General features: G+C 68.2%; 25 protein-coding genes. 11 read left to right on the forward strand and 14 right to left on the reverse strand.

The window, feature by feature from the left end; genetic code table 11:
- Positions 1-78: 78 nt before the first annotated feature.
- Both LXN00_RS02830 and LXN00_RS02835 read left to right on the forward strand, forming a co-directional pair.
- Positions 79-1,065: a lipocalin family protein gene (locus LXN00_RS02830; RefSeq protein ID WP_234504487.1), complete on the forward strand. Its 987-nt coding sequence runs from the start codon at positions 79-81 to the stop codon at positions 1,063-1,065.
- A 45-nt stretch (positions 1,066-1,110) separates the two neighbouring features.
- Entirely contained in the window at positions 1,111-1,764 is a 654-nt protein-coding gene (locus LXN00_RS02835) for a flavodoxin family protein (RefSeq protein ID WP_234504488.1), read from the forward strand.
- On the opposite strand, the gene tsaB is transcribed toward LXN00_RS02835, so the two are convergent.
- Entirely contained in the window at positions 1,761-2,309 is a 549-nt protein-coding gene (gene tsaB, locus LXN00_RS02840; RefSeq protein WP_234504491.1) for a tRNA (adenosine(37)-N6)-threonylcarbamoyltransferase complex dimerization subunit type 1 TsaB, read from the reverse strand. The genes LXN00_RS02835 and tsaB overlap by 4 nt on opposite strands.
- A gap of 31 nt (positions 2,310-2,340) precedes the next feature.
- Between tsaB and LXN00_RS02845 the strand changes: the two genes are divergently transcribed.
- The 4 genes from LXN00_RS02845 to LXN00_RS02860 are packed head-to-tail and all read left to right on the forward strand — an operon-like array spanning position 2,341 to position 7,936.
- Complete coding sequence (locus LXN00_RS02845; RefSeq protein WP_234504494.1) at positions 2,341-3,534, forward strand: carbohydrate ABC transporter permease; 1,194 nt, start codon at positions 2,341-2,343, stop codon at positions 3,532-3,534.
- A 49-nt stretch (positions 3,535-3,583) separates the two neighbouring features.
- Positions 3,584-4,717 (forward strand): carbohydrate ABC transporter permease, encoded by a 1,134-nt coding sequence (locus tag LXN00_RS02850; RefSeq protein ID WP_234505148.1) that lies wholly within the window; start codon positions 3,584-3,586, stop codon positions 4,715-4,717.
- Positions 4,718-4,770: 53 nt separating this feature from the next.
- A complete protein-coding gene (locus tag LXN00_RS02855) occupies positions 4,771-6,021 on the forward strand; it encodes an ABC transporter substrate-binding protein (RefSeq protein WP_234504496.1) in 1,251 nt (416 codons plus the stop codon).
- Between the two features lie 52 nt (positions 6,022-6,073).
- A complete protein-coding gene (locus tag LXN00_RS02860) occupies positions 6,074-7,936 on the forward strand; it encodes an aldehyde ferredoxin oxidoreductase family protein (protein WP_234504498.1) in 1,863 nt (620 codons plus the stop codon).
- Here the strand turns inward: LXN00_RS02860 and LXN00_RS02865 are convergent.
- From LXN00_RS02865 to hisF, 5 genes are read right to left on the reverse strand one after another with little or no spacing between them, the layout of a single operon-like run.
- The gene (locus LXN00_RS02865; RefSeq protein ID WP_234504501.1) at positions 7,907-8,581 is read right to left on the reverse strand and encodes a DUF58 domain-containing protein; all 675 of its coding nucleotides are present in this window, start codon (positions 8,579-8,581) and stop codon (positions 7,907-7,909) included. The genes LXN00_RS02860 and LXN00_RS02865 overlap by 30 nt on opposite strands.
- On the reverse strand, positions 8,578-10,338 hold the full coding sequence (locus LXN00_RS02870; RefSeq protein WP_234504504.1) for an adenosylcobalamin-dependent ribonucleoside-diphosphate reductase: 1,761 nt from the start codon (positions 10,336-10,338) through the stop codon (positions 8,578-8,580). The genes LXN00_RS02865 and LXN00_RS02870 overlap by 4 nt, the downstream gene beginning before the upstream one ends.
- A 9-nt stretch (positions 10,339-10,347) precedes the next feature.
- Positions 10,348-11,316 (reverse strand): class II fructose-bisphosphatase, encoded by a 969-nt coding sequence (gene glpX, locus LXN00_RS02875; protein WP_267962558.1) that lies wholly within the window; start codon positions 11,314-11,316, stop codon positions 10,348-10,350.
- 18 nt (positions 11,317-11,334) lie between these two features.
- Positions 11,335-11,961, reverse strand: coding sequence for a bifunctional phosphoribosyl-AMP cyclohydrolase/phosphoribosyl-ATP diphosphatase HisIE (gene hisIE / locus LXN00_RS02880; protein ID WP_234504507.1), 627 nt, complete (start codon positions 11,959-11,961; stop codon positions 11,335-11,337).
- Between the two features lie 4 nt (positions 11,962-11,965).
- Positions 11,966-12,724, reverse strand: a complete 759-nt coding sequence (hisF, locus tag LXN00_RS02885) for an imidazole glycerol phosphate synthase subunit HisF (RefSeq protein ID WP_234504511.1) — start codon at positions 12,722-12,724, stop codon at positions 11,966-11,968.
- Between the two features lie 55 nt (positions 12,725-12,779).
- On the opposite strand from hisF, the gene trmFO reads away from it, so the two are divergent.
- Complete coding sequence (trmFO, locus tag LXN00_RS02890) at positions 12,780-14,108, forward strand: methylenetetrahydrofolate--tRNA-(uracil(54)-C(5))-methyltransferase (FADH(2)-oxidizing) TrmFO (RefSeq protein WP_234504517.1); 1,329 nt, start codon at positions 12,780-12,782, stop codon at positions 14,106-14,108.
- Here the strand turns inward: trmFO and LXN00_RS02895 are convergent.
- From LXN00_RS02895 to uvrC, 6 genes are all read right to left on the reverse strand, one after another.
- On the reverse strand, positions 14,089-15,531 hold the full coding sequence (locus LXN00_RS02895; protein ID WP_234504518.1) for a Mur ligase family protein: 1,443 nt from the start codon (positions 15,529-15,531) through the stop codon (positions 14,089-14,091). The genes trmFO and LXN00_RS02895 overlap by 20 nt on opposite strands.
- A complete protein-coding gene (locus LXN00_RS02900) occupies positions 15,528-16,136 on the reverse strand; it encodes a deoxynucleoside kinase (RefSeq protein ID WP_234504520.1) in 609 nt (202 codons plus the stop codon). The genes LXN00_RS02895 and LXN00_RS02900 overlap by 4 nt, the downstream gene beginning before the upstream one ends.
- A 1-nt stretch (position 16,137) precedes the next feature.
- Positions 16,138-16,737 carry a deoxynucleoside kinase gene (locus tag LXN00_RS02905; RefSeq protein ID WP_234504523.1) on the reverse strand — a complete coding sequence of 200 codons (600 nt, stop codon included), beginning with the start codon at positions 16,735-16,737 and terminating at the stop codon, positions 16,138-16,140.
- Positions 16,738-16,740: 3 nt separating this feature from the next.
- Positions 16,741-17,784: a S1C family serine protease gene (locus LXN00_RS02910; RefSeq protein WP_234504524.1), complete on the reverse strand. Its 1,044-nt coding sequence runs from the start codon at positions 17,782-17,784 to the stop codon at positions 16,741-16,743.
- A gap of 4 nt (positions 17,785-17,788) precedes the next feature.
- A complete protein-coding gene (locus tag LXN00_RS02915; RefSeq protein WP_234504526.1) occupies positions 17,789-19,567 on the reverse strand; it encodes an arginine--tRNA ligase in 1,779 nt (592 codons plus the stop codon).
- Positions 19,568-19,631: 64 nt separating this feature from the next.
- Entirely contained in the window at positions 19,632-21,419 is a 1,788-nt protein-coding gene (uvrC, locus tag LXN00_RS02920) for an excinuclease ABC subunit UvrC (protein WP_234504529.1), read from the reverse strand.
- Positions 21,420-21,433: 14 nt separating this feature from the next.
- Here uvrC and LXN00_RS02925 point away from each other — a divergent pair, with 14 nt between their 5' ends.
- Positions 21,434-22,396 carry a dipeptidase gene (locus tag LXN00_RS02925; RefSeq protein ID WP_234504532.1) on the forward strand — a complete coding sequence of 321 codons (963 nt, stop codon included), beginning with the start codon at positions 21,434-21,436 and terminating at the stop codon, positions 22,394-22,396.
- Here LXN00_RS02925 and LXN00_RS02930 read toward each other — a convergent pair.
- Positions 22,379-22,783 (reverse strand): PaaI family thioesterase, encoded by a 405-nt coding sequence (locus LXN00_RS02930; RefSeq protein ID WP_234504535.1) that lies wholly within the window; start codon positions 22,781-22,783, stop codon positions 22,379-22,381. The genes LXN00_RS02925 and LXN00_RS02930 overlap by 18 nt on opposite strands.
- Positions 22,784-22,804: 21 nt before the next feature.
- Here LXN00_RS02930 and LXN00_RS02935 point away from each other — a divergent pair, with 21 nt between their 5' ends.
- From LXN00_RS02935 to LXN00_RS02945, 3 genes are read left to right on the forward strand one after another with little or no spacing between them, the layout of a single operon-like run.
- On the forward strand, positions 22,805-23,431 hold the full coding sequence (locus LXN00_RS02935) for an alpha/beta fold hydrolase (RefSeq protein WP_234504538.1): 627 nt from the start codon (positions 22,805-22,807) through the stop codon (positions 23,429-23,431).
- Positions 23,428-23,793 carry an alpha/beta fold hydrolase gene (locus tag LXN00_RS02940; RefSeq protein ID WP_234504541.1) on the forward strand — a complete coding sequence of 122 codons (366 nt, stop codon included), beginning with the start codon at positions 23,428-23,430 and terminating at the stop codon, positions 23,791-23,793. Before LXN00_RS02935 ends, LXN00_RS02940 begins: the two co-directional genes overlap by 4 nt.
- Before the next feature lies 1 nt (position 23,794).
- Positions 23,795-24,211, forward strand: a complete 417-nt coding sequence (locus LXN00_RS02945; protein ID WP_234505154.1) for a hypothetical protein — start codon at positions 23,795-23,797, stop codon at positions 24,209-24,211.
- Here LXN00_RS02945 and truD read toward each other — a convergent pair.
- On the reverse strand, positions 24,208-25,284 hold the full coding sequence (gene truD, locus LXN00_RS02950; protein ID WP_234504544.1) for a tRNA pseudouridine(13) synthase TruD: 1,077 nt from the start codon (positions 25,282-25,284) through the stop codon (positions 24,208-24,210). The genes LXN00_RS02945 and truD overlap by 4 nt on opposite strands.
- Positions 25,285-25,287 lie beyond the last annotated feature (3 nt).

Consider the following 25,287-nt stretch of genomic DNA (forward strand, 5'->3'; position numbering starts at 1 on the left):
GGGGATAAGCTTAGCCCAAGGGCCCTGTTGCCGGGGCCACGCCCGCCCCTTCCCGTCCCGGTAGGCTAAGGAGAGGCTATGAAGCGGTTGGCCTTTCTCGCCCTTCTCCTTCCCGCCTGCGCCCCCGCCCTTTTGGGGGTGGACCCCGAAAGGCTTCCCGACCCCAAGGACTGGGACCCGAGGCCCGCTCCCCTGGAGTGGTGGTACGCCTCGGGCCATGCCGAGCCCTACGCCTTCCACTTCGCCTTCTTCAAGGCCTACGCCCCTCCCTCCTACCGCATCCTGGGCTTGCCGGGAAGCCTCTTTGGCGCCTTCCACGCCGCCCACCTGGCCCTCACGGACCTGCGCACGGGGGAAAGGCGCTTTTTGGAGGTTTCCGACCAGGACCTCCTGGCCCCCCGGGGCCGGGCGGAGCCGGGGCCCAGGCTGGAGGTGGGGGGGTGGCGCCTGGAGCGGGAAGGGGAAGGCTTCCGCCTCTTGGCGGGCCCCCTCGAGCTCCTTCTCCTCCCGGAGAAGCCCCCCGTGGTCCACCCGCCCGGCTACTCGGGCACGGCGGAAACGGGGCGGATGTACTACCAGTCCTACACCCGGGCCCGGGCCGCGGGCAGGATTCTCGGGGAAAAGGCCGAAGGGGAGGCCTGGCTGGACCACCAATGGGGGGAGCAGCTTTCCGGGGTCCAGGCCACCTGGGACTGGTTCGGCCTCCACCTTTCGGACGGCTCCGAGCTCATGGCCTACCAGGTGAAGGACGCCCGGGGCCGGGTGGTCCAGGTCCTGGGAAGCCTTGTGGACCCCTTGGGGCGGGTTGAGGCCCTGGACCTCGCCTTCGTCCCCTTGGAGGCTTGGCGAAGCCCCTCGGGCCGGACTTACACCCTTTCCTGGCGCCTCGAGGGCCCGGCGGTTTCCCTAACCCTCAGGCCCCTCTTCCGGGAAGGGGAGATCCTCTCCCGCACCACCCGGGTGGCCTACTGGGAAGGCCCCGTGGCGGGGGAGGGGAGGCTTAGGGGCTACCCCGTGCGGGCCCGGGGGATGGGGGAGTTCGTGGCCGGGGCCTTCCGCCCGTAAATGCGCGTGCTATACTAAAAGAGGTTTAGTGCGTGGGTGATATTTATGGGCTTACGCGTGCTCGGCGTCAACGCATCGGCACGGACGGACGGGTTTACGGCGGAGCTTTTGGACGAGGTTTTGGAGGCGGCCAGGCGCAAGGGCGCCACCACGGAGCGCCTGGACTTGGTGAAGCACCCCTTTCCCTTATGCGTGGGGAACTACTCCCAAGACCCTTCCTCCTGCGGCCCCGAAACCTGCGTGCAGGGGCCTTGGGACGGGTTTGGCAAGGTGGCGGAGCGGATCCTGAACGCCGACGCCGTGGTCTTCGCCACCCCCGTGTACTGGTTTAGCGTTTCCGCCCGGATGAAGGCCCTCCTGGAGCGGATGACCTCCATGGAGAACCAGGGGCTCTTGAACCTGGGCAAGCCCATGGCCCTCCTGGCGGTGGCCGAGGAGGAGGGGGCGAGCCAAGCCTTGGCCCAGATGCTCCTGCCCCTTTCCTACATGGGCTTCGTCCTTGCGCCCCTGGGCCTCGTCTATGCCCACCGGCGGGGGCTTGCCACCTTTAAGGAGAACCCGGAACTGGTGGAGGACGCCCGCATCGCCGGGGAGAACCTGGTCCTCCTGGCGGAAAGGCTTAGGGGGGCCCCCTTCCAGGAGCCCCCTCCCAGCTACACCTACCGGGTTCCCCGCCTCCCGGGGGTGGCCGCCGACTAGAGGTAAAGGGGCTCCACCCCTTCCTGGGCGAAGGGGAGGAGCTCGTAAAGGGCCCGGGGGTCAGGGGGCGGGTCCAGGAGGAGGCCCGCTTGGGGAAGCTCCTCCGCCTTGAGCTTTCGGGGCGGGGCTAGCTCCAAGGGCTTCCCCTCCCGCTTGGCGTAGGTGGCCCCGTAGTAGAGCCGGTTCCTGGCGGTGAAGAGGGGGGTGAGGGGCGGCCCTCCTTCCGCCAAGAAGGGCCAAGAGGCGGCGAGGAGGGAGCTAACCCCATAGACCCGGGCCCCTTGGGCCAAGGCGATGCCAAGCCCCGCCGCCAGGGCGATGCGGAGGCCCGTGTAGGAGCCTGGGCCCGTGCCCAAGACCAGGGCGCCGATCTCCTCCTTTTTCGCCCCCGCTTCGGCCAATACCTCGTCCAGGAGGCCAAAAAGCGCCTCCTCGTGCCGCCTTCCCAGGCGCACCACCCGGCCCACCCCCTCTTCCCCCCGGAAGGCGCCCAGGGCCAGGTAGGGGGTGGCGGTGTCCAGGGTCAGGGTCCACACAAGCCCCATCCTAAAGGGGGTTGGTATACTCCGGCACGGGATGCGGGGGTACCCGTTGCACCTTCTCCTCTCCTTTGGGGTCCTTTGGGCCTTGGCGGTGCTGGCGGAAAGGCTCGGCTTTGCGCCGGCCTTTTTGGTTCCCCTTGGGGCTTTGGCCTATGGCGGTTTGGCCCTTTACGGCCTCCGCTTTGGCCTCCGCCATGCGCTTTTGCTTTTGGGGCTTCTCGCCCCCTGGTTTCCCTGGGCTTCCGTCCTCGTCCCCCTCGCCTTCGCCCTCCTCTTTGGCCGGCGCATGGGGGAGAAGGAGCAGGCGGCCTTTTACGGGTGGGCTTTGGTCTGGCCCGCCCTGGCCCTTCTCTTGGTCTGGCAGGTCTTTCCCACCTTTTACGCCTTTTACCTGAGCCTTTTTGAGAAGGTGAACTTCCTGCGCCCGGCGGCGTTCGCTGGGCTTGAGAACTACCAGATCCTCCTTAGGGACCCGCTCTTTTGGCGGGCTTTGGGCAACACCTTCTGGTACGTGCTCTTCACCGTGCCCACAGGGCTTCTCCTGGCCACCGCCATCGCCATCCTCTTGAACACGGGGGTGGCCTTCCAGGGGTTTTACCGCACGCTTTACTTCCTCCCCTACATCACCGCCCTCACGGCGGCGGCGGCGGTGTGGCGGTGGATCTACCACCCGGAGTTCGGTTTTCTCAACTGGCTTCTCGGCACCCCGGGCCTGGACTGGCTCAACACCCCCACGGGGGTCTTTGCCCTTCTCCTTAGGCCCCTGGGCCTCGAGCCCCAGGGCTTTTGGGCGGGGCCGAGCCTGGCCTTCGTGGCGGTGATGGCCATGAGCGTCTGGCACTTCCTGGGGTACCAGGTGGTGATCCTTTTGGCGGGGTTTCAGGCCATCCCCAAGGAGTACTACGAGGCGGCGGCGCTGGACGGGGCCAACTTCTTCCAGCAACACCGCCTCATCACCTGGCCCCTCCTTTCCCCCACCACCTTCTTCCTCTTCACCCTGGGGGTGATCGGGGCCTTCCAGGTCTTCACCCAGGTCTACGTCCTCACCCCCACGGGGGGGGTCTTGCAGGACACCCTGACCCTGGCCTTTTACCTCTACAACAAGGGCTTCCGCGATTCCGACTTCTCCTACGCCAGCGCCATCGCCATGGTGACCTTCCTGATCATCCTGGTCCTTACCCTGGTGCAGCGGCGGGTCTTGGAGCAGCGGGTGAACTATGAGGTTTAGGATTTCCACCTTCTTGGTCCACGTTCTTCTCCTGGCAGGGGGGCTCTTGATGGCCTTCCCCTTCTACTGGATGCTGGCCACGAGCCTCAAAAGCCCCCAGGAGGCCCTCCAGGCCAAGCCCATCTGGGTGCCGGAGAGGATGAGGCCGCAGAACTGGGTGAAGGCGGCAAGGCTTGGGGATAGCCCCTTGTGGGGGGGCTTGGGCCCTGGGCGGAGCGTGGAGCTTGCCTTCCCGGGGGAGGAGGAAAAGCCCCCCAGGGCCTTCGTGCCCCGAACCCCGGGGGCCTTTTTTGACCCGGTGGCGGACGGGACCCGGGTGGAGGTGGCCTACCGGGAAGGGGCTTGGCGGATCCGCCTCACCAACGCCACGGAAGGGGCCTTCCGGGTCCTGCCCTTGGTGGTCCTTTGGCCCAAGGAGGTGCCCCTTTCCCCGCCCTTGCCCCCCGACGCCCTCCGCTCCCAGGGGGAGGCGTGGCGGCTGGAGTGGGTGAACGCCGTGCCCGGGGCCTTGGGGTACGTGTTCCACAACTACCTCGAGGCCTGGCGGGCCGCCCCTTGGGGCCGGTACTTCTTCAATAGCTTCTTCACCGCCCTGACCCAGGTGGCGGTGGGCCTTTTCCTGGCGGCCTTGGCCGCCTTCGCCCTGGCCCGGGTGCCCTTCCCGGGCAAGGAGGGGGTCTTCGTCCTCATCCTGGCCACCATGATGGTGCCGGGGGAGGTCCTCCTCATCCCCAACTACGTCCTCTTGGCCCGGCTCGGCTGGCTGGACACCTACTACGCCCTGATCGTGCCCTGGCTGGCCTCCGTCTTCGGCATCTTCCTCCTTAGGCAGTTTTACCTCTCCTTGCCCCAGGACCTCTTTGACGCCGCCCGCATAGACGGGGCCGGGTACCTCACCCAGCTTTTCCGCATCGCCTTGCCCCTTTCTTTGCCGGGGCTTGTGTCCTACGGCATCTTCACCTTCCTGGGGGCCTACAACGCCCTCCTCTGGCCCCTCATCGTCACGCAAAGCCCAGAGATGCGCACGGTGCAGCTCGGCCTCCAGGCCTTCGTTTCCGAGGCGGGCTCGGACTACGGGGCCTTGATGGCCGCAAGCACCTTCGTCATCCTCCCGGTCATCCTGGGCTACTTCGTGGCCCAAAGGCAGTTCATCCAGGGCATTGCCCGCTCGGGGCTCAAGTAGCTGACCCTGTTCTGACGCCGGGCGGTATACTCCTATGGGAGGTGTAGAGGCGTATGAAGAAGGTATTACCGCTTGTAGCCCTTCTAGGGCTCGCCCTGGCCCAGCAGGCCAAACCGGAGGACGTCATCAAGGAGCAGTGCGCCAAGGCCAGGGTGGTGGCCGAGCTCTGGCACGGCTTTACCGGCGGGGCCCCGAAGCTCGCCTTGGAGAACCTGGTGGTGGAGTTCAACAAGACCCAGCAGGGCCGTTGCGTCCGCCCCGTGCCCCAGGGGGGGTACCGGGACCTCTCCACCAAGATCAAGGCCGCCTTCGCCGCCGGGAAGGTGCCGGCCATGGCCCAGGCCTACGAGAACAACATCGCCCTCTACCTGGAGGCCAAGGCCCTCTTGCCCATTGAGTCCTTGGGGGTGAAGCTCCAAGGGGTGAACCTCACCTTCCTGAACGCCGTGCGCTTCGGGGGCGTGGTCTACGGGGTGCCCTTCAACAAGAGCATCCAGGTCCTCTACTACAACAAGGACCTCCTGAGGAAGCACGGGGCCAAGGTGCCCACCACCCTCGAGGCCTTCGTCTCCCTGAGCAAGCGGCTTTCCCAAGCGGAAGGGGGCCCCGTGTACTGGTTCCAGCCCGACGCCTCCACCTTCGCCTACTTTTTCTTCAACCTGGGGGGCAGTTACCTAAAAGACGGCAAGCTCGTCCTGAACTCCAAAGAGGCGGTGGAGGCCCTCACCCTCCTGCAGAACGGGGTGAAGGAGGGCTGGGCCAAGGCCATCACCTCCGGCTACATCAACCAGAACCTGGGCTCCGGCCCTTACGCCTTCAGCGTGGACACCTCCGCCGGCTACACCTACTACCGCCAAGGGGCCAAGTTTGACCTGGGGGTGGCCACGCTTCCGGGGAGCAAGGGGCAGGCGGGCTTTGGCCTGGTCCAGGGCACCAACCTGGTGGTCTTCCGCCAGGCCTCCAAGGAGGAGCAGGCGGTGGCCAAGGACTTCCTGCAGTTCGTCCTAAGCCCCAGGGCCCAGGCGGTCTTCGCCACGGCCACGGGGTACGTGCCCGTGACCGAGGCCGCCCTCAAGGACCCCGTCTACCAGAGCTACGTGGCCGAGAACCCGGACTACGCCACCATCGTCCGGCAAAGCCGCTACGCCAAGTTTGAGCCCGCCTTGGCCGAGTGGGAGCAGATCCGCTTTGACATCCTGGGCCAGGCCATCAAGGAGGCCATCCTGAACAAGGTGGACCCCAAGGCGGCCCTGGACAAGGCGCAGAAGCTCGCCGAAGACCTCCTTTCCGGAAAGACCCGCTAGGCCAAAAGCGCTTAGGCCGCCCGCCCCAAGGCGGGCGGTTTAAACTTAGGGCATGCCCAAGGGATACCATGACCGCGTGGCCTTCGTGGACCTCACCACGGGGCGCATCTGGTACGAAAGCTACGGTGAGGGCTTTTGGCGCCGGTGCCTGGGGGGTAGGGCCCTTGCCGCCTACCTCCTCCTCAAGCACGTGCCCAAGGGGGCGGACCCCCTGGGACCGGAAAACGCCCTCGTCTTCGCCCCCGGGGTCCTCACCGGCACCCCCATCTCCGGCTCGGGGCGGAACACCGTGGCCGCCAAGAGCCCCTTGACCGGCGGGTACGGGGACGCCGAGGGGGGCGGCTTCTTCGGGGCTGAGCTGAAGAACGCCGGGCTGGACGCCCTGGTGGTCTTGGGCCAGGCGGAAAGCCCCGTCTACCTGCACGTGGAAGGGGGGGAGGTGGCCATCCACCCTGCCCCCCACCTTTGGGGCAAGGACCCCTTGGAGGTGGAGGCCCTCCTCAAGGAGGCGCACGGGGGGAATACCCGCATCGCCCAGATCGGCCTGGCGGGGGAGAACGGGGTCCTCACCGCCAACGTGATCCACGACCTGGCCCACTTCGCCGGCCGGGGAGGCTTGGGGGCGGTGATGGGGGCGAAGCGCCTCAAAGCGGTTTCCGCCCGGGCAAGGAAGGAAACCCTTCCCCCCTACCACGACCCCGCCCTCCTCAAGGAGCTTGCCCGGCGCATGGCCAAGGAGCGCATGGAGCGGGCGGCGGGCCTGGTCACCATGGGCACCGTGGGCACGGTGAAGCCCTTTAACCTCCGTGGGGTCCTTCCGAGCCACAACTTCCTGGATGGCTTCTTGGAGGGCGCCGAAGCCCTGGACGGCACCAGCCTGGACGCCCTGGGCATCCGCATCGGCCGGGACACCTGCTACGCCTGCGCCATCCGCTGCAAACAGGTGGTGAAGATTGAGGGCACGGGCAAGTACGACGTGCGCCCGGAATACGGGGGGCCGGAGTACGAGGGGCTTGGGGCCCTGGGCTCCACCTGCGGGGTCACCGACCCCTACGCCGTGACCAAGGCCAACACCCTCTGCAACCAGTACGGCCTGGACGTGATCGGGGTGGGGGTGACCATCGCCTGCGCCATGGAGGCGGTGGAGAAGGGCTATTTGGACGATGAGGGCCTGGGCCTCCGCTTCGGCAACGGGGATGCCCTCATCGCCGCCATTGAAAAGCTCGCCCGCAAGGAGGGGCGGCTTGGGGCCCTTTTGGCCCTAGGGGCGAAGCGCTTGGCGGAGGCCCTTGGCCACCCCGAGCTCGCCATGCACGTGAAGGGGCAGGAGGTGCCCATGCACGACCCCCGGTACAAGCGGGCCCTGGGGGTGGGCTATGCCCTTAGCCCCACGGGGGCGGACCACAACCACAACCTCCACGACACCGCCTTCGCCAAGGAGGGGAAGGCCCTAAAGGAGCTCCGCTTCTACGGGGAGGAGTTCCCGCCCTTGCCCATAGAGGACCTTTCCGAGACCAAGATCCGCATGCTCTGGACCAAGACCCGGGAGCGGGGCTTCGTGAATAGCCTAGTGCTTTGCGACTTCGTGCCCTGGACCCCCGAGGAGTGGCAGGAGGCGGTTTACGCCGCCACGGGCTGGCGCCTTACCCCCGAGGAGATGCTGGCGGTGGGGGAGAGGACCTTGCAGCTCACGCGCCTCTTCAACCTGCGGGAGGGGATCTCCCCGGAGGAGGACCGGCTTCCCGAGCGCTTCTTCCAACCCTTCCGGAAAGGGAACCTCGAGGCCCGGCTGGACCCGGTGGCCTTCCGGGAAGGGGTTTTGGCCTACCGCCGGCTTGCAGGGTGGGAGGAGGGCGTGGACCCCAAGCGGCTTGCCGCCTTGGGCCTAGAGGAGTTCCAAAACGCCTTGGCGTAGGAGGGCGGGCAGGGGCGGTTCCCCCACCCTGAGAAGGGCGTACCTGCCCCGGAGGAGGGCGAGGAGGCGGAGGGCCTGGAGGTGCTTCGCCAGGGCTTCCCGGTAGGCCTCCACCTCCTTCTTCCCCACCAGAAGGGCCTCCCCCGTTTCCACGTCCCTTAGGAAGGCTTCCCCGAAGGGCGGCTGGAGTTCCTCGGGGGAGAGGACCTGGACCAGGACCACCCGCCGGGGGAGGAGCCTCGCCCAGGGCAAGGGGTCCAGGCCGTCCGTGAGGAGGACCAAGGTCCCCCTCCCCGCCCCCCAGGCCCCGGGCATCCCCCGCTTTAGGCGGGCCAGAGGGTCCTCCTGCCGGGCGATCCGGAGGAGGAGGGAGGCCACCTCCTCGGCGTAGGCCAGCTTCCCGTGAAGGCGCATGCTCTCGCTTTCGTCCAAGTAGAGGCGGAACCGGGCCCTTTCGGGGGCGGTTTCCAGGCGGGTGTAGAGCCTTCCCGTCTTGGCGTAGGCCCGCCAGTGGACCCGGCGCACCTCGTCCCCGGGGGCGTAGGGGCGAAGCTCAAAGAACTCCCCTCCAAAGCCCTTCCTCCGGGCAAGCCGCTCCCCGGGGTAGGGGAGGTAGGGCTTGGTGGCGAGGCGGTAGCGGGTCATGCCGGCTGGCAGAAGGTGCAGACCCCCACGGGGGGCAAGGGTTCCATGACCTCCTCCCGGCTTCCCTCCCGGAAAACGGTGATCCCCTTGCACCCCTCCTTCCAAGCGGTGAGGAAAAGCCTTTCCACCACCTCCTTGGGGGTTTCCTTGGGCAGGTTCACCGTGGAGGAGATGCTTTGGTCCACGTGGCGTTGCAAGGCGGCCTGGAGGCGCACCCTTTGGAAAGGGTCCACGGTGTGCGCCGTGGGCCAGTCGGGGATGCCGCCTTTTGTGGCCTTGCGGTAGCGTTTAAGGAGGGGGTGCTCTGCCAGGAAGACCTCTCCCCCGGCGTGGCGGAGGTAGGTGAGGGCGAAGATGGGCTCAATGCCGCCCGTCACCCCGGCCAGGATGGAGATGGAGCCCGTGGGGGCGATGGAGAGGAGGGCGGCGTTCCTTAAGCCCTTTTCCACCTTCTGGATGAGGGCTTCGGGGAGGGCCTGGATGAAGGGGCTTTTGAGGTGTTCCCGGGCGTCAAAGGCGGGGAAGGGGCCCTTCTCCTGGGCCAGCCGGGCGCTTTCCTCGTAGGCCGCCTCCTTGATGCGGCGCATGACCTCCTCGGCAAGGCGGAGGGCTTCGTCCCCGCCGTAGGGGAGGCCCAGCATGGCCAGCAGGTCGGCGAGGCCCATGACCCCAAGCCCGATGCGGCGGCTTCTTAGGGAGGCTTCCTTCTGGGCCGCTAGCGGGTGGCGGTTCTTGCCCAGGTCCACCACCAAGTCCAAAAAGCGCACCGCAAGCCGGGTGGCCTCCTCGAGGGCGGCGTAGTTCAAGGAGGCTTGGGGGGTGAAGGGAGCCTTTACGAAGGCGGCCAGGTTTAGGCTCCCTAGGTTGCAGGCCCCGTAGGGCTCCATGGGCACCTCGCCGCAGACGTTGACGCCTTGCACCTCCGTCCCCCCGTACTGGGCCGTGGCCCAGGTGCGCACCCGGTCCCAGAAGAGGAGGCCGGGCTCGGCGCTATTCCAGGCGGCCTCCACCAGGGCTTCCCAGGCCTCCTTGGCCCGGATTTCCGCCCGGATTTCTTCCCTGGGCGTGGTGAAGGAAAGCCGCCAGGGCTCGTCGGCCAGGGCGGCTTCCAGGAAGGCGTCCGTGGCCCTTAGGGAGAGGTTGGCGTGGCGGATCCTCGTGCGCTCGGGGTCGGTTTTGGCCCTGAGGAAGTCCAGAAGCTCGGGGTGGGTGTCGGAGAAGGTGAGCATGAGGGCACCCCTTCGCCCCCCGCTTGCCCCCATGACCCCGGCCAGGGTGGAGAAGAGCTCCATGAAGCTCACCGCCCCCGAGCTTTCCACCCCGGCGTTGCCTACCTTGGCCCCCTTGGGGCGGAGGACGTCGGCGTTGGTGCCCACCCCGCCCCCGTAGGCGAAGGTGCGCATGGCCTCGTCCAGGAAGCGGGCGATGCCCTGCACGGAGTCTTCCCGGATGGGGAGGAAGTAGCAGTTGAAAAGGGTGCTTTTCCGCCAGTTGCCGAGGCCGAAAAGGATCCTCCCCCCGGGAACGAAGCGGAAGTCCTGGAAGAGCCAAAGGTAGGCTTCCTCCATCCCCCGGTCCACCCGGGCGGCGTGGCGGGCGAGGCGGCGCCATAGCTCCGGGGGGGTGGCCTCGAGGGGCCGCCCCTCCCTGTCCCTCAGGGCGTAGCGCTTGAGGAAGACGCTCGCCCGAAGGTCGTCCCCTTCAAAGAACTCCAGGGCGAGCCGGTAGGCTTCCTCTTCCCGGTAGGGCTTGGGCACGCCCTTAGTTTAGACCCTGATGGTGACCCGGGCCCCGGTTTCAAAGAGGTGGATGGAGTCAATAAAGCGCACCACCCGGGTGGCGTGGCCCATGACGATGGAGTGGGTCCTGGCCCCCCCGCCGAAGAAGCGCACCCCTTCCAGGATGTCCCCGTCGGTGATGCCCGTGGCGGCGAAGACGATCTCCTTGCCCGGGGCCAGGTCCTCCGTGCGGTAAACCCGGTGCTCGTCCCCGCCCATGGCCCTAAGCCGCGCCCGCTCCTCCTCGTTCTGGGGCACGAAGCGGGCCTGGATCTCCCCGCCTAAGCACTTGAGGGCGGCGGCGGCCAGGACCCCTTCCGGGGCCCCGCCGATGCCCATGACGGCGTGGACCCCCGTGCCCCGGATGGCGGCGGCCAGGGCGGCGATCACGTCCCCGTCGGAGATGAGCTTGACCCGGGCCCCCGCTTCCCGGATCTCCCGGATGAGCCTTTCGTGCCGGGGCCGGTCCAGGACCACGATGACCAGGTCCTCCACTGAGCGTTGCAGGGCCAGGGCCAAGGCCTTCAGGTTGGCGGAAACGGGCCAGGTGAGGTCCACGAGCCCGGCGGCGGGCGGGGGAACGATGAGCTTTTCCATGTACATATCCGGGGCGTGGAAAAGCCCCCCCTTTTCGCTTAGGGCGATGACGGTCACGGCGTTGGGCAGGCCCTTGGCGGCGGTGGTGGTGCCCTCCACGGGGTCCACGGCGATGTCCACCTCCAAACCCCCCTGCCCCAGGACCTCCCCGATGTAGAGCATGGGGGCCTCGTCCATCTCCCCCTCGCCGATGACCACGGTGCCCCGGATGGGGAGCTCGTTGAGCACCCGGCGCATGGCCTCGGTGCCCGCTTCGTCCACCGCCTCCTTGTCCCCCTTGCCGGCGAAGCGGCTTGCCGCCAAGGCCGCCTGTTCCGTCACCCGCACCACTTCCAGGACAAGCCTGCGCTCAATTTCCATGGTTCCATCATAAAGGGCCTAGCCCTGGGGCCGGTGCCGGGCCCAGAGGGTTTCCGCCAGGTCCTCTAACCCCACCCCCTCCTCCGCCAGGGTGAGGAGGAGGTGGAAAAGGAGGTCCGCCGCCTCGTGGCGCAGTTCCTCCTTGTCGTGGTTCTTGGCGGCCAGGATCACCTCTCCCGCCTCCTCCCCGATCTTCTTCAGGATGCGGTCTAGGCCCGCCCGGTGGAGCCTCGCCACGTAACTCCCCTCGGGAAGCGTCCTTAGCCTTTCCTCTATGGTGGCGTAGACCCTTTCCAGCACCTCCCCGAGGCCGGGGGCGGCGCTTTCCCGGAGGAGAGGGCGGTGGAAGCAACTCCTTTCCCCCGTGTGGCAGGCGGGGCCCTGGGGGAGGACCTTGTAGACCACGGCGTCCCCGTCGCAGTCCAAGAGGACCTCCACCACCTCCTGGTAATGCCCCGAGGTCTCCCCCTTGCGCCAGAGGGCTTGGCGGCTTCGGCTATAGAAGGTGCTCCGCCTGGTCCTTAGGGTTTCCTCCAGGGCTTCCCGGTTGGCGTAGGCCAGGGTGAGGACCTCCCCCGTGCGGGCGTCCTGGACCACCACCGGGACCAGGCCCCTTTCGTCAAAGCGCACCGCCTCCAGGTCCATGCCCCTAGTCTAGCCGCACCCGCACGCCCCTTTCCGCCAGGAAGCGTTTGAGCTCGGGGATTTGGATCTCGCCGAAGTGGAAGACGCTGGCGGCTAAAGCGGCCTCCGCCCCCGCCTGGAAGGCCTCGAGGAAGTGCTCCTCCTTCCCCGCCCCCCCGCTCGCAATCACGGGCACGTTCACCGCCTCCGCCACCTGGCGGGTGAGCCTTAGGTCGTACCCCTCCTTGGTCCCGTCCCGGTCCATGCTGGTGAGGAGGATCTCCCCGGCCCCCAGCTCGGCCCCCCGCACCGCCCACTCCACGGCGTGGAGGCCCGTGGGCACCCTCCCCCCCGCGATGTAGACCTCGGGGAAATCCCCCCGCCACCGGGCGTCAATGGCCAGGACCACCGCCTGGGCGCCGAAGTGGTCGGCGAGCTCCTGGATGAGCTCGGGCCGCTTCACGGCGGCGGAGTTCACGCTCACCTTGTCCGCCCCGGCCAGGAGAAGCCTCCGGGCGTCCTCCAAGGAACGCACCCCCCCGCCCACGGTGAGGGGGATGAAGACCCTTTCCGCCACCTGGGCCACCACGTCCAGGAGGATGGCCCGCTCCTCGTGGGTGGCGGAGATGTCCAAAAAGACGAGTTCGTCCGCCCCCGCCTGGTCGTAGGCCTGGGCCGCCTCCAGGGGGTCTCCGGCGTCCTTCAGGTTCACGAAGTTCACCCCTTTGACCACCCGGCCGGCGTGGACGTCCAGGCAGGGGACGATGCGCTTGGCGAGGCCCATCGGGGCCAGTATAGGCCACTTTTCCCTTCCTCGCCTGGATGGTAGCATCTAAAGGATGGAACGGGTGAACGTGGTGGGCGGGGGCCTTGCGGGAAGCGAGGCCGCCTGGACCCTTTTGCGCTTAGGGATCCCCGTGCGGCTTTTTGAGATGCGCCCGAAGCGCATGACCCCGGCCCACAGCACGGGGCTTCTCGCCGAGCTCGTCTGCTCCAACTCCCTGGGCGGGGAGGGCATGGCCAACGCCAAGGGGCTTTTGCAGGCGGAGATGCGCCTTGCGGGAAGCCTCGTCATGGAGGCGGCGGAAAGGGCCCGGGTCCCCGCCGGGGGGGCCTTGGCCGTGGACCGGGAGGAGTTTGGCGGCTTCATCACGGAAAGGCTTTCCCGCCACCCCTTGTTGGAGCTCGTGCGGGAGGAGGTGGTAGAGATCCCAGAGGGCCTCACCGTCTTGGCCACGGGGCCCCTCACCGCCGAGCCTTTGGCCGAGGCGCTAAAGCGCCGCTTCGGCGACCACTTCCTCTCCTACTACGACGCCGCAAGCCCCGTGGTGCTTTACGAGAGCATTGACCTCAGCAAGTGCTTCCGCGCCGGGCGCTATGGGCAGAGCGCCGACTACCTCAATTGCCCCATGACGGAGGAGGAGTACCGCCGCTTCTACGAGGCCCTGGTGGCGGCGGAGAAGCACCAGCCCCACGACTGGGAAAACCTCCAGTTCTTTGAGGCCTGCGTGCCCGTGGAGGAGCTCGCCCGGAGGGGCTACCAGACCCTGCTCTTTGGGCCCATGAAGCCCGTGGGGCTCAAGGACCCCCGCACGGGGAAGGAGCCTTTCGCCGTGGTGCAACTCCGCCAGGAGGACAAGGCGGGGCGGCTTTGGAGCCTGGTGGGCTTCCAGACGGGGCTCAAGTGGCCCGAGCAGAAGCGCCTCATCCAGATGATTCCGGGCCTGGAGAACGCCGAGATCGTCCGCTACGGGGTGATGCACCGCAACACCTACCTGAACGCCCCGCGGCTTCTCAAGGAGACCCTGGAGTTCAAGGGGGCGGAGGGGCTTTTCGCCGCCGGGGTGCTCGCCGGGGTGGAAGGGTACCTGGAGAGCGCCGCCACGGGCTTTTTGGCGGGGCTCAACGCCGCAAGGCGCGCCCTGGGCCTATCCCCCGTGGCCCCGCCCGAGGAGAGCCTGCTCGGGGGGTTGGTCCGCTACCTGGCCACGGCCAACCCCGAGGGCTTCCAGCCCATGTACGCCAACTGGGGCCTGGTGCCTCCCCTCGAGGGCCGCATGGGGAAGAAGGAAAAGCGGGAGGCCATGTTCCGGCGGGGCCTCAAGGCCTTTGAGGACTGGCTCGCCGCCCTAAACCCCCCTTTGCCCGCTAAAGCCCCCGCGCCCTAAGGGCCTCCTCCGCCACCTCCCGCTCGTTCCAGGGGAGGGCCTCTAGGCCCCTTTCCAGGGTGCGCTCGTGCCCTTTGCCGGCGAGGAGGACCGTGTCCCCTTCCTGGGCCTCGAGGACCGCCTGGAAGATGGCCTCCTTTCGGTCTGGCACCAAGAGGAACCTCCCCCCTTCCCGCCGGGCCGCCTCCGCCAGGGCCCCTAGGATCTCCTCCAGGGGCTCCGTGCGGTGGTCCTCCTCGGTGAAGAAGGTGAGGTCGGCGAGGCGGGCCGCCACCCGGCCGATGTCCTCCCGCCTTTGCCTGTCCCGCTCCCCCGCCGCCCCCACCACCAGGAGAAGCCTTCCCCGGGTGGTGCGCCGCAGGGTCTTTAGCGCCTCCTCCAGGCTTTTCCCGGTGTGGGCGAAGTCAATCACCACCCGAAAAGGGTGTGCCCGCACCACCTCCATCCGCCCCGGCACCCCGGGGAAGGTGGCAAGCCCCGAGAGGACCGCTTCCAGGGGAAGCCCCAAAAGAAGGGCTCCTCCCGCCGCCATGAGGGCGTTTTCCACGTTGTAGGCCCCGAGGAGGGGCAGGAAGGCCTCCCCTTTCCCCCAGGGGCTTTGGAGGCGGAAGCGGAGGCCTTCCTCCTCCTCCCTTACCCCTTCCGCCCGCACCTCCCCCCCGGGCCCCACCAGGAGGTGGGGCCGCTTCTTCAGGGCTTCCAGGTGGGGGAGGGCGGTGTGGAGTACCGCCACCTCCGAGCGCTCCACCAGGAGGGCCTTGGCCCGGAAGTAGTTCTCCGCCGTGCCGTGGAGGTCCAGGTGGTCGTCGGGGTAAAAGCTCACGAAAAGCCCTACCCGGTAGAAAAGCCCCTCCACCCGCTTCAGGGCCAGGGCGTGGCTGGAAACCTCCAGGACCGCCGCTTTCAGGCCCAGGTCGGCGGCCTCCCGCAGGAAGGCGTAGACCTCGGGGGCCTCGGGGGTGGTGAAGTGGCCCACGGGGGGCCTCGCCTCGCCCCCAAGCTTCAGGCCCACGGTGGAGAGGAGGGCGGCCTCCACGCCCCCCGTCTGGAGGAGGTGGTGGAGGAGGCTTGCCGTGGTGCTCTTCCCCTTGGAGCCCGTGACCCCGAGGAGGGTGAGGGCCTGGTCGGGCGCCCCATAGAAGCGGCGGGCGAGGCGGGCGAGGGCCAGGCGGGCGTCCTCCACCTTGAGGTAGGGCACGGGCAGGGAGAGGTCCTTTTCCCCCACCACGGCGATGGCCCCCCGGGCCAGGGCCTCGGGGATGAAGGCGTGCCCGTCCAGGGGCTTGCGGTGGGGAAGGGGTACCCCGGGGACGGCCACGAAGACGAAGCCGGGGGCCACCCGCCTCGAGTCCAGGGTGATCCCCCGCACCGTCTGGGGCGGGGCCTCTAGGCCGAAGGGGGCGAAGAGCTCCTTTAGGGTCATGGCCTCAAGAGGGGGCGGAGGGCGTCCAGGAGGGCCTCCTTGGCCCTTTCGTCCTCCACGAAGTCCACCTGGTCCCCGTCCACCACGTGGACGGGGGAGAGCTCCCAGGAGGCCAAAAGGTCCTCGTATAGCCGGTTCAGGGCGAGGAGGTAGGCATCGGGGATGCCCCGCTCATAGGGGCGGCCCCGCTTCGCAATGCGCCTTCTTAGGGTGGGGAGGCTTGCCCGGAGGTAGATGAGGAGGTCGGGCTTGCGCAGGGCGGGGGCCACGCTGTGGAAGAGCTCCAGGTAGGTCCGCCAGTCCCGCTCGGAGAGGTACCCCTCCCGGTAGAGGTTTTGGGCGAAGACGAAGGCGTCCTCGTAGAGGGTGCGGTCCTGGACCACGCGGGGGCTTCCGTTCACCTCCAGGAGGTGTTGCCGCACCCTTCTCGCCAGGAAGAAGACCTGGGAGGGGAAGGCGTAGGCCCCCATGTCCCGGTAGAAGTCCTCCAGGTAGGGGTTTTCGCTCACCGCCTCGTACACGGGCTTGAGCCCGAAGGTTTCGGCGAGGAGGGCGGTGAGGGAGCTCTTGCCGCTTCCGATGTTGCCGGCGATGGCCACGTACATGCTATACCCCAAGGGAAAGATGGGCCTTCACCAGGGCCACCACCCGCTCCCGGTCGGGGCCTTCCTGGGAATAGTCCCATTGGTCCGCCTCGAGGACCAGGAGGGGATGGGGATAGCGGGCGAAGTGGCGCTCGTAGGCCTCGGACAGGGCCTCCAGGTAGGCGGGGTCCATGTCCGCCTCAAAGGGCCTTCCCCGCTTGCGGATGCGCTCCAGGAGCACGGGAACCGGGGCCCTTAGGTAGAGGGTCAGGTCGGGGGCGGGAAGCCTGGGGGAAAGCTCCCGGTAAAGCTCCAGGTAGAGGTCCCACTCGGGGCCTTCCAGGGTGAGGCTGGCGAAGATGGCGTCCTTGTCAAAGAGGTAGTCCGCCACCACCCCGCCGAAGAGGGGCCTTTCCCTCAGGCGGGAAAGCTGCCGGTAGCGGGAGAGGAGGAAGAAGACCTGCGCTTTAAAGGCGTAGCGCTTCCTGTCCTGGTAGAAGAGGGGCAGGAAGGGGTTTTCCTCCACCACCTCCAAAAGAGGCTCCGCCCCCAGGGCCTCGGCGAGGAGGCGGGCCAGGGTGGTCTTGCCCACCCCGATGGGGCCCTCAATGGCCACGTACACGCTTCACCTCCTGGGCCGGGCCACCATGGTGAGGGTGGCCTCGAGGCGCCGCCCCTCCCGCCAAAGGGTGAGGCGCACCCGGTCCCCGGGGCGGAAGCGGGCGATGAGCCGCACCACCTCCGCCTTGTCCTTCACCGCCTTGCCGTTCACCGCCAGGATCACGTCCCCCAGGGCCAAAAGCCTTCCTTGGGCGTCCCGCTGGGCTCCCCGGAGGCCCGCCCGGGCGGCGGGGCTTCCCGGCTCCACCCGGTCCACCATGGCCCCTTGGGTGGTGGTGAGGCCCACCGCCCTAAGGAGCACGGGGGGAAGCTCGTCCAGGCTCACCAGGCTCGCCCCGAGCCACCCCCTTTGCGGGATGCCGAAGCGCTCCAGGTCCTGGACGCTCTGGGCGGCGAGCTCCGCCGGGATGGCCACCCCGATCCCCCCCACCCCGGATGGCCCCCCCACCACGTCCGCCACCACCCCCACCACCTCCCCCTGGAGGTTCAGAAGGGGGCTTCCCGAGTTGCCCACGGTGAGGGGGGCGTCCGTGAAGAGGTACTCCCCCACCTCGGCCCCGAGGCTCGGGTCGGGGGTGGGGACCTCGAGGGGGCCAATTCCCGAGAGGATCCCGTAGGAGGCCAGGGGCCCCTGGCCATAGGGGAAGCCCACCAACACCACCCCCATCCCCAAGGGAAGGCTCGCCGTGGGCGTTTTGCTAAAGGAGAGGACCCCTGGGGCCTGGACCCCTTTCACCGTGAGGAGGGCCAGGTCAATCCCCGGGTCCACGGCGAAGCGCTCCGCCGGGAAGGTGCGCCCGTCCGTGAGGCGCACGGTGAGGTCTTGGAGGTCCTGGACCACGTGGTAGTTGGTCACCACCCGGAAGGGGCTCACGAAGAAGCCCGTGCCCACCACCTGGTCCTCCCCGGGGGCGGTGGGGGTGCCCTGGATGCGGACCACGGCCGGCAGGGCCTTCTTGATCACCTGGCTTCGCGCCACCTCCTCGGGGGAGGTGAGGCGTTGGCCGAAGGCGGTGAAGAGGAGGAGGGCCAGGAGGGCGAGGCGCATGGCCTTACATTACCTCGGGGGCGGGGATGCCGAGGAGGCCCAGGCCCGCCCTTAGGGTTTCCTGGAGGCGGAGGACCAGGCCGAGGCGGAGCTCCCTCAGGCCCTTGGGGGCGGTGAGGACGGGGGTGGCGGCCTTGCCCCCTTCCTTGGCGTTGTAGTAGGCGTTCCAGGCCGCCGAGAGGTCCAGGAGGTACTGGGCGAGGACGTGGGGGGTCTTCTCCTCCGCCGCCTCCAAGACCGCCTCCTCAAAGTCCAAAAGGCTTAGGGCCAGGGCCCGTTCGTAGGGGGTGGCCTGGGCGAGGTCCGGCTCGCCCCACGCCTCCGCCTTGCGCAGGATGCTGTGGGCCCGGGCGTGGGCGTACTGGATGTAGGGCCCCGTGTCCCCGTCAAAGGAGAGGGCTTCGCTGTAGCGGAAGTCAATCTGCTTCTTGGGCTCCGTCTTCACCATGGCGAAGCGGATGGCCCCGAGGGCCACCATTCCCGCCGCCTCCTCCTTGGCGGGGTGCTCGGGGTTTTTCTCCTCAATGATGGCTAAGGCCCTGCGCTTCGCCTCCTCCAGCACCTCGTCCACGCTCACCGCCACGCCCTTCCTTCCCGACATCTGCTTGCCCTCCAGGAGCACCGTTTCATACGCCAGGTGGAAAGCCCCTTGGGCGAGCTCGGGGTGGCCCACCAGGGCCAAGGCGGCCCGCACCAGGGCCTGGGGGTGGCTTTGGCGGACGTCAATGACGTTGATGGTCTCCCGGGCCCTGGGGGTGTAGGCCTCCCCCTCGGGGGCGCTCGTCCTCAGGCCGGGGTAGAAGGGGTTCTCGTAGGGGCGGAAGCGAAGGCCCTCCAGAAGCCCCATCTTCCAAAACTGGAAGGCGATGTCCTTGGCGTAGTAGGTGGCGGCGCCCCCGGAGCGCACCAGGACGAAGTAGGGGTCCTCGAGGCCCGGGATGAAGGGGCTGGCGTCCATGACCAGGGCCCCGGCGTACTTCCCCTCCTGGGGGCGGAAAACGTAAGGGCTCCCTTCCAAAAGGGCCAAGGCCTTGCCCAAAAGCCCCGCCCGCACGATGTCCGACTCCCAGACCAGGAGGTCGTAGTGGGCGTTCAGGGCGCGCATGGTGGCGAGCTGGGCCAGGAGGATGCGGTTCACCTCTTCCCTCAGTTCCCCCCGCTCCAGGGCGTGGAGGACCTCTTCTATGCCGGGCTGGAGCTTTTCGTACTCGGGGTCTTGGTGGAGGCGCACGTAGGCCCTGCCGGCGAAGTGGTCGTACTTCTCCTTCCCGTCCCAGGTGAGGCCGTAGTGCCTGAGGGCGAAGAGGGTTTCCGCCGCTTGGCGCCCGGTGTCGTCAATGTAGTTGAGGACCAGGACCTCCCGCCCGGCGAAGGCCAGGATGCGGGCCAAGGCGTCCCCTAGGGCGATGTTCCTCAGGTGGCCCACGTGGAGCTCCTTGTTGGGGTTCACGGAGGTGTGCTCAATGAGCACCAGGCCCTCCCTCTTGGGGAAGGGCCGTTTCTCCTTTAGGGCTTCCTTCAGGAGGTCCTCCGTGCGCAGGCGGAAGTTCAGGTACCCCCCCACGGGGATGGCCTCCTCCACGAAGGGGGGAAGCTTCAGGCGTCCTTGGAGCTCCTCGGCGATGGCCTGGGGGGGCTTCTTGAGCTCCTTGGCCAGGGCGAAGAGGGGGACCCCGTAGTCCCCGGGCTTGTCCTTGGGGGCCCGGGCCACCTTGAGCCTCAGGTCCAGGCCCATCTCCTTCAGGGCTTCGTGAATGGCCTCTTCCAGGGCGCGGCGCACCATCAGGGCCCCATCATAAGGGTTTCTCCCCGGGGTGGGGCCTTTGGGGCCAACGAGAAGGGGGCGGCTACGCCCGGTCCGGGTGCGCTTCCCCTAGGGCGGCCTTGAGGGCCTCCGCCGCCTTCCGGTTCATCCCCGGCAGGCGGGCGAGCTCCTCTAGGGGGGCTTCCCGTAGGGCCCTAAGCCCCCCGTAGCGCTCCAAGAGCGCCCGCCGCCTCGCCTCCCCGATGCCGGGGATCCCCTCCAGCACCCTAAGAAGCTCCCGGCTCCGCTCCTTCTGGTGCTGCTTAAGGCCGTTTTGGTGGGCCTCGTCCCGTAGGTGGATGAGGAGCCTGAGGGCGGGGTGGGTGAGGGGGAGGCGGATCTCCCGCCCTTCAGGGGTCACGAGGACCTCCTCCCTCTTGGCAAGCCCCACCAGGGGGAGGCTGAGCCCCGCCCTTTCCAAGGCCCGCTCTGCCGCCCGCACCTGGCCCAGGCCCCCGTCTATGAGGAGGAGGTCGGGGAGGGGCATCTCCTTCAGGCTTCCCGTGTAGCGGCGGTAGACGCCTTCCTCCATGGCCTGGTAGTCGTCGTTCCCCGCCCTTAGGCGCATGCGGCGGTACTCCTGGCGCTTGGGCTTGCCCCCTTCAAAGACCGCCAGGGAGAAGATGCGGGCCTGGCCCTGGAGGTGGCTCACGTCGTAGGCCTCTATGCGGAAGGGGCGGGTGGGCAGGGCGAGGAGGTCCTGGAGGGCCTTCAGGGCGGGGTGGTCTCCCCGGCGCTCCCGGGCCTTGAGCTCGGTTTCCAGGGTGAGGCGGGCGTTCCTTTCGGCGAACTCCAACAGCCTCGCCTTCTCCCCCCGCTGGGGCACCCGGACCTCCACCTTCCGGCCGGCCCGGCGGCGGAGGAGGGCTTCCAGCCCGGAGAGGTCCTCCAAGGGAAAGGGGAGGAGGACGAGGGGGGGGAGGGGGGAAGCGGTGAGGTAGTGGTCCCGGAGGAAGGCCCAGAGGATCTCCTCGTCCGTGGCCTCCTCCTTCTCCACCACCCGGCTGATGCGGCCCAAGACCCTCCCCCCCCTCACCTGGAAAAGCTGTACCACGGCCAGGGCCCCCGCCCGGGCCAGGCCCAGGAAGTCCAAATCCCCAAGCTCCGGGTCAAAGGCCTGCTGGCTCGTGGCGAAGAAGGCCCTTAGGGCCTCTATCTGGTCCCGGATCTCCGCCGCCCGCTCAAACTCTAGCTTTTGGGCCGCCTCCCGCATCTGGGCCTCGAGGCGGGCCAAAAGCCAGTCCACCTTCCCCTCTAAAACCGCCTCCACCTGGCGCACCACCTCCCGGTAGGCCTCGAGGTCCGCCTTGCCCACGCAAGGGGCGAGGCAACGCCCCATGCTGTGGTTCAAGCAGGGGTAGCGCCTCCGCCGCATGGGGTAGCCCGAGTTCTTGCGCAAGGGGAAGAGGCGGTCAATGAGGGTCTTGATGCGCCTTAGGGCCCCCGCCTCGGGGAAGGGCCCAAAGTACTTGGCCCCGTCCTCCTCCACCCGCCGCACCACCAGGAGGGTGGGGAAGGGCTCGCGGGTGAGCTTGAGGAAGGGGTAGTGCTTGTCGTCCTTGAGGAGGACGTTGTAGGGGGGGCGGTGGGCCTTGATGAGGTTGGCCTCGAGGAGAAGGGCCTCCACCTCGTCCCGGGTGGCGATGAACTCCAGGGCCGTGGCCTCCTGGGCGATGCGCTGGGCCTTGCCCTCGGCGTGGAAGTAGCTTCTGACCCGGCCCCTCAAGCTCTTGGCCTTGCCCACATAGAGCACCTCGTCCCCCCGCTTCCAGAGGTAGACCCCGGGGGCTTCGGGAAGGGGGGGAAGTTCCTCGGGCCGCACAAATCCCATTGTAGAGTTTCCCCATGGAGCCCGTCATGGTGGACGCCCACCTGGACCTGGCCTACAACGTTCGGGCCCTGGGCCGGGACCTGACCCTTCCCCTCGAGGCCCTTCGGGCGGAAGACCCCCACCCCGACACCCCCCTGGTCACCCTCCCGAGCCTGAAGGAAGCGGGGGTGGCGGTGGCCTTTGCCACCCTCTTCACTGACCCTCGGGAAGGGGGAAGGGAGGACTGGCTGGAAGAGGTCTACGCCCAGCTCGCCCTCTACGAGGCTTGGGAGGAGCGGGGCCTGGTGCGCCTCCTGCGGGAGGGGAAAGACCTCGCCCTTCACCTCGCCCGCTACCCGGAAGACGGCGTCCTGGGGCTCGTCCTCCTCCTGGAGGGAGCCCACGCCCTGGAAACCCCCGAGGACCTCCTTCCCCTTAGGGAAAGGGGCCTAAGGCTCCTTTCCCTCACCTGGGCCACGCAGAACCCCTACGCCGGGGGGAACGCCGAGGAGGGGCCCCTCACGGAGCAGGGGAGGGCCCTCCTCCGGGAGATGGAGCGGCTTGGGGTGGCCCTGGACCTCTCCCACCTGGCGGAGGAGGCGGCCTGGGAGGCCCTTGGGGCCTATGGGGGGCCGGTCTGCGCCACCCACGCCAACTGCCGCGCCCTCTGCCCAAGCCCCCGGCACCTCTCCGATGCCCTTCTTCGGGCCTTAGGGGAAAGGGGCGGGGTCTTGGGCCTCGTGCCCTTCAACGCCTTCCTGGACCCGGGCTGGCGGCGGGGGATGGCAAGGCTTCCCCTGGAGGCCTTCCTCCGCCACAAGGCCCATGCGGAAAGCCTCCTCGGGCCCAAGGGCGTGGGCCTCGGCACGGACTGGGACGGAGGGTTTGGCCTTCAGGCCACCCCCCTCGGCCTGGAGCGCCACCGGGACCTCAGGGCCTTAGGGGATGCGGGCTTCTTGGGCGGGAACTGGCTGGCCTGGCTAGCTACCTGGTTCTAGGGGCACCACCGCCAGGGTGCACCGGCTTGCGGCGACTAAGCGCTCCTCCTCGTCGTAAACCTTCACCTCCCAGACCTGGGTGGTGCGGCCCACGTGCAGGGGCCGGCCCACGGCCCGGATCACCCCGCTTTGCTTCTTGCGGATGTGGTTGCAGTTGATCTCCAGGCCGAAGGCGGCGTGCCCTGGGGGGCAGTTGAGGAACCCCCCCACGCTGGCCACGCTTTCCGCCAGGGCCACCGTGGCTCCCCCGTGGAGGAAGCCAAAGGGCTGGTGGACCTTGGGGGTCACCGCCAGCTCCGCCACCACCTCCTCGGGGGTGAGCTTCAGGTAGCGCACCCCGAGGGTTTGGTCCAGGGTTTCCCTCTGCAAGAAGGCGGGAAGCTCCATGGCCTGGAGTATAAAGGGGGGGTGGGCGAGGTGCGGCTCTTTCCCGGCCTTCTCTCCCCCCCGGCGGGGCTGGACTTCCTCAGGCTTCCGGCGGAGGAGGGGCTTCACCTGGTGGCCTTCGGGGAGGGGGCCCTCGAGGCCTTGCGGGTGGCCTTCCAGGAGGAGGCCAAGAGCCTCGTGCTCCTTTCCCCCATCCTCCGGCGGGATGCCCTTCTCACCGCCAAGCTGAAGGCCCTTCGCTTCGGCCTGGAAAGGGGCGGGGTGGAGGGGTTTGCCACCATCGGGCGGGCTCTTTTCTTTGGCCCCCTGGCGGCGGGAAGCGAGGAGGTCTTCCAGGTGTGGCGGGAGGGCCTGAGCGAGGAGGGGGTGCGGGCCTGGCTGGAGCGGCTGGAGGGCCTTGGGGACGAAAGGCGCTGGCTCAGGGGCACGAAGGCCCGGGTCCTGGTGGTCCAAGGCGCCCTGGACGCCTTCACCCCGCCCCACCACGGCCAGGAGGTGGCGGACTTCGCCAAGGGGGAGGCTTTGCGCTTCAGCGTGGAGGAAGCGGGCCACCTGGTGCCTTGGGAGGCCCTGGAGGAGGTGCGCTCCTTGGTGGCGGACTTCCTCCTTGGGGAAAGCTTCCGGCTTCCCGGGGGGCTTGCCCTATGAGGCGGAGGGGCTACCTGCACCTTTACGGGCTTCCCCTGGTCTTTGAGCGGGTGGGGAAGGGTCCGCCCGTCCTCCTCCTCGCCGAGGAGGCCTCCCGCTGGCCCGAGGACCTCCCCGAGGGGTACACCTTCTACCTCCTGGACCTCCCGGGCCACGGGCGCACGGGAGGCCCCCCCATGGCTCCGGAGGAGCTCGCCGAGTACGTGGTGGGCTTCCTGGTCATGCTCAACCTGGGCTCGCCCCCCATCCTCACCCGGGGCTTGGGGGAGGCGGTGGGGAGGGTGCTCGCCGAGCGGGGCTATCGGGTGTTCCCTGGGGGTAATCTCACAACAACCTTGTCAAAAGCGTTTAGCGTTTTGTAGGATTTTGGCGGTGGCCCTGGGCTTGGCCTCGGTCCAGTTTTCCTTGGAGAACCGAAAGCCCTCCTTGGCCCTTGTGGGCGGTACCCAGGGCTTTGGGGCGGAGCTTTCCTGGCACTGCCTCCTCTTCCAGCCCCCGGTGGGGGAGGTCCGGCTCGCCCTGGACGTGGCGTATACCGTGGGCGGTGCCTGGAACGGCGCTCTCCTCTTCCGCTACCTTTACCCCGTGGCGGAGGGGCTCAAGGCTGGCGTGGGCCTGGGGGCGGTCTTTCCCGGGTTTAGCGAAGCCAAGTTCTACTTCCGCGCCGACGCCGAGTACGACCTGAAGGCGGCCCTGGGGGCTCCCCTCTTCCTGGGCGGGGACGTGGGGCTTGCCGGCGGGGTCTTGGCCGCCCAGATGAAGCTCGGCTACCGCTTCTAGGCGGGAAGGTCCTGAGGGGGAGGGAGTTCCTCCCCCTCGTTCTCTTCTGGGGCGTCCACCTCCACCTTCATCACCTCCCTTAGGAGGCTTGTGGCGTAGCTCCCCTTGGGGAGGAAGAAGGCGAGCCAAAGGCCTTCCGGGCTTTCCTCGAGGCGCCAGTCCGCAAGGGGTACCCGGATGGGCCGCCTGGCCCCCCGGCGGGCCCTGAACTCCTCCCGCCTCAGGTCAAAGCGGGCCAGGATCTCGTCCTCCAAGGCCCGGGCTTCCCCTTGGGCCTCCGGGTACTTCTTGCCGAAGAGGGGCCCCGTGGCGCTGATCTCTAGCCTCAGGGCCCTTTCCGCCTCCTCCGGCCTTTCCACCAAAAACTCCCCCCCCGTGGCGTGCTTCTTGGCCCAGTCCCCGGGGATGACCCGGTCGTAAAGCCCCCGCTCCATCCTCAGGGCCACCCACTCGTTGAAGAGGAGGCTTTGCAGGCTGCCGATGAGGAAGCGCTTAAGCCAGGGGCTTCCCCGCCCCTTGCCCTTTTTCACGAGCTCGTAGCCCCTCACCGGATTAAGCCCGCCGAGGCCGAAGCGCTGGGGCCCGTAGTAGTTGGGGACCCCCTTTTCCTCCAAGAGGCGCAGGATGGCCTCGGCCCTTTCCCGCTCCTTGGCCCCCCGGATGAGGATCCGGAAGCGGTTGCCCTTGAGGTGGCCCGTGCGGAGCTTGTTGGTGTGGAGGTCGGCGGCGAGGAGCCTCACCCCCTCGAGGTTTTCCAGGAGGCAGAGGGCGTCCTCGTACTTCCTGGGGATGGAGAACCACTGCCGGGTGCGGGCGCGCTTGTCCTTTAGCCCCGCCACCCCGATCTCCTTCTCTGGCACCCCCACCTCGTCCCGCAGAAACTCCAAGACCTCCCGGGTGGTGCGGCCTTCCTTTTCCAGAAAGAGGTAGAGGTGCTCCCCTTCCCCTTGGGGCAGGTAGGCGGGCACCTCCTCCACCTGGAAGTCCTGGGGCTCCACCCGGATGGCCCCCCCTACCCCGGGGAGGTCCTGGGTGAGGAAAGGGTAGCGCTCGGGCCGATAAACGAGGTCCATCCC

This window comes from Thermus brockianus (assembly GCF_021462505.1).
GTDB classification, from domain to species: domain Bacteria; phylum Deinococcota; class Deinococci; order Deinococcales; family Thermaceae; genus Thermus; species Thermus hydrothermalis.

Coding starts and splice junctions, on each gene's coding strand:
- LXN00_RS02830 (WP_234504487.1), top strand. CDS start 79: ATGAAGCGGTTGGCCTTTCTCGCCCTTCTCCTTCCCGCCTGCGCCCCC.
- LXN00_RS02835 (WP_234504488.1), top strand. CDS start 1,111: ATGGGCTTACGCGTGCTCGGCGTCAACGCATCGGCACGGACGGACGGG.
- tsaB (WP_234504491.1), bottom strand. CDS start 2,309: ATGGGGCTTGTGTGGACCCTGACCCTGGACACCGCCACCCCCTACCTG.
- LXN00_RS02845 (WP_234504494.1), top strand. CDS start 2,341: ATGCGGGGGTACCCGTTGCACCTTCTCCTCTCCTTTGGGGTCCTTTGG.
- LXN00_RS02850 (WP_234505148.1), top strand. CDS start 3,584: ATGGCCTTCCCCTTCTACTGGATGCTGGCCACGAGCCTCAAAAGCCCC.
- LXN00_RS02855 (WP_234504496.1), top strand. CDS start 4,771: ATGAAGAAGGTATTACCGCTTGTAGCCCTTCTAGGGCTCGCCCTGGCC.
- LXN00_RS02860 (WP_234504498.1), top strand. CDS start 6,074: ATGCCCAAGGGATACCATGACCGCGTGGCCTTCGTGGACCTCACCACG.
- LXN00_RS02865 (WP_234504501.1), bottom strand. CDS start 8,581: ATGACCCGCTACCGCCTCGCCACCAAGCCCTACCTCCCCTACCCCGGG.
- glpX (WP_267962558.1), bottom strand. CDS start 11,316: ATGGAAATTGAGCGCAGGCTTGTCCTGGAAGTGGTGCGGGTGACGGAA.
- hisIE (WP_234504507.1), bottom strand. CDS start 11,961: ATGGACCTGGAGGCGGTGCGCTTTGACGAAAGGGGCCTGGTCCCGGTG.
- hisF (WP_234504511.1), bottom strand. CDS start 12,724: ATGGGCCTCGCCAAGCGCATCGTCCCCTGCCTGGACGTCCACGCCGGC.
- trmFO (WP_234504517.1), top strand. CDS start 12,780: ATGGAACGGGTGAACGTGGTGGGCGGGGGCCTTGCGGGAAGCGAGGCC.
- LXN00_RS02895 (WP_234504518.1), bottom strand. CDS start 15,531: ATGACCCTAAAGGAGCTCTTCGCCCCCTTCGGCCTAGAGGCCCCGCCC.
- LXN00_RS02900 (WP_234504520.1), bottom strand. CDS start 16,136: ATGTACGTGGCCATCGCCGGCAACATCGGAAGCGGCAAGAGCTCCCTC.
- LXN00_RS02910 (WP_234504524.1), bottom strand. CDS start 17,784: ATGCGCCTCGCCCTCCTGGCCCTCCTCCTCTTCACCGCCTTCGGCCAA.
- LXN00_RS02915 (WP_234504526.1), bottom strand. CDS start 19,567: ATGGTGCGCCGCGCCCTGGAAGAGGCCATTCACGAAGCCCTGAAGGAG.
- uvrC (WP_234504529.1), bottom strand. CDS start 21,419: ATGGGATTTGTGCGGCCCGAGGAACTTCCCCCCCTTCCCGAAGCCCCC.
- LXN00_RS02925 (WP_234504532.1), top strand. CDS start 21,434: ATGGAGCCCGTCATGGTGGACGCCCACCTGGACCTGGCCTACAACGTT.
- LXN00_RS02930 (WP_234504535.1), bottom strand. CDS start 22,783: ATGGAGCTTCCCGCCTTCTTGCAGAGGGAAACCCTGGACCAAACCCTC.
- LXN00_RS02940 (WP_234504541.1), top strand. CDS start 23,428: ATGAGGCGGAGGGGCTACCTGCACCTTTACGGGCTTCCCCTGGTCTTT.
- truD (WP_234504544.1), bottom strand. CDS start 25,284: ATGGACCTCGTTTATCGGCCCGAGCGCTACCCTTTCCTCACCCAGGAC.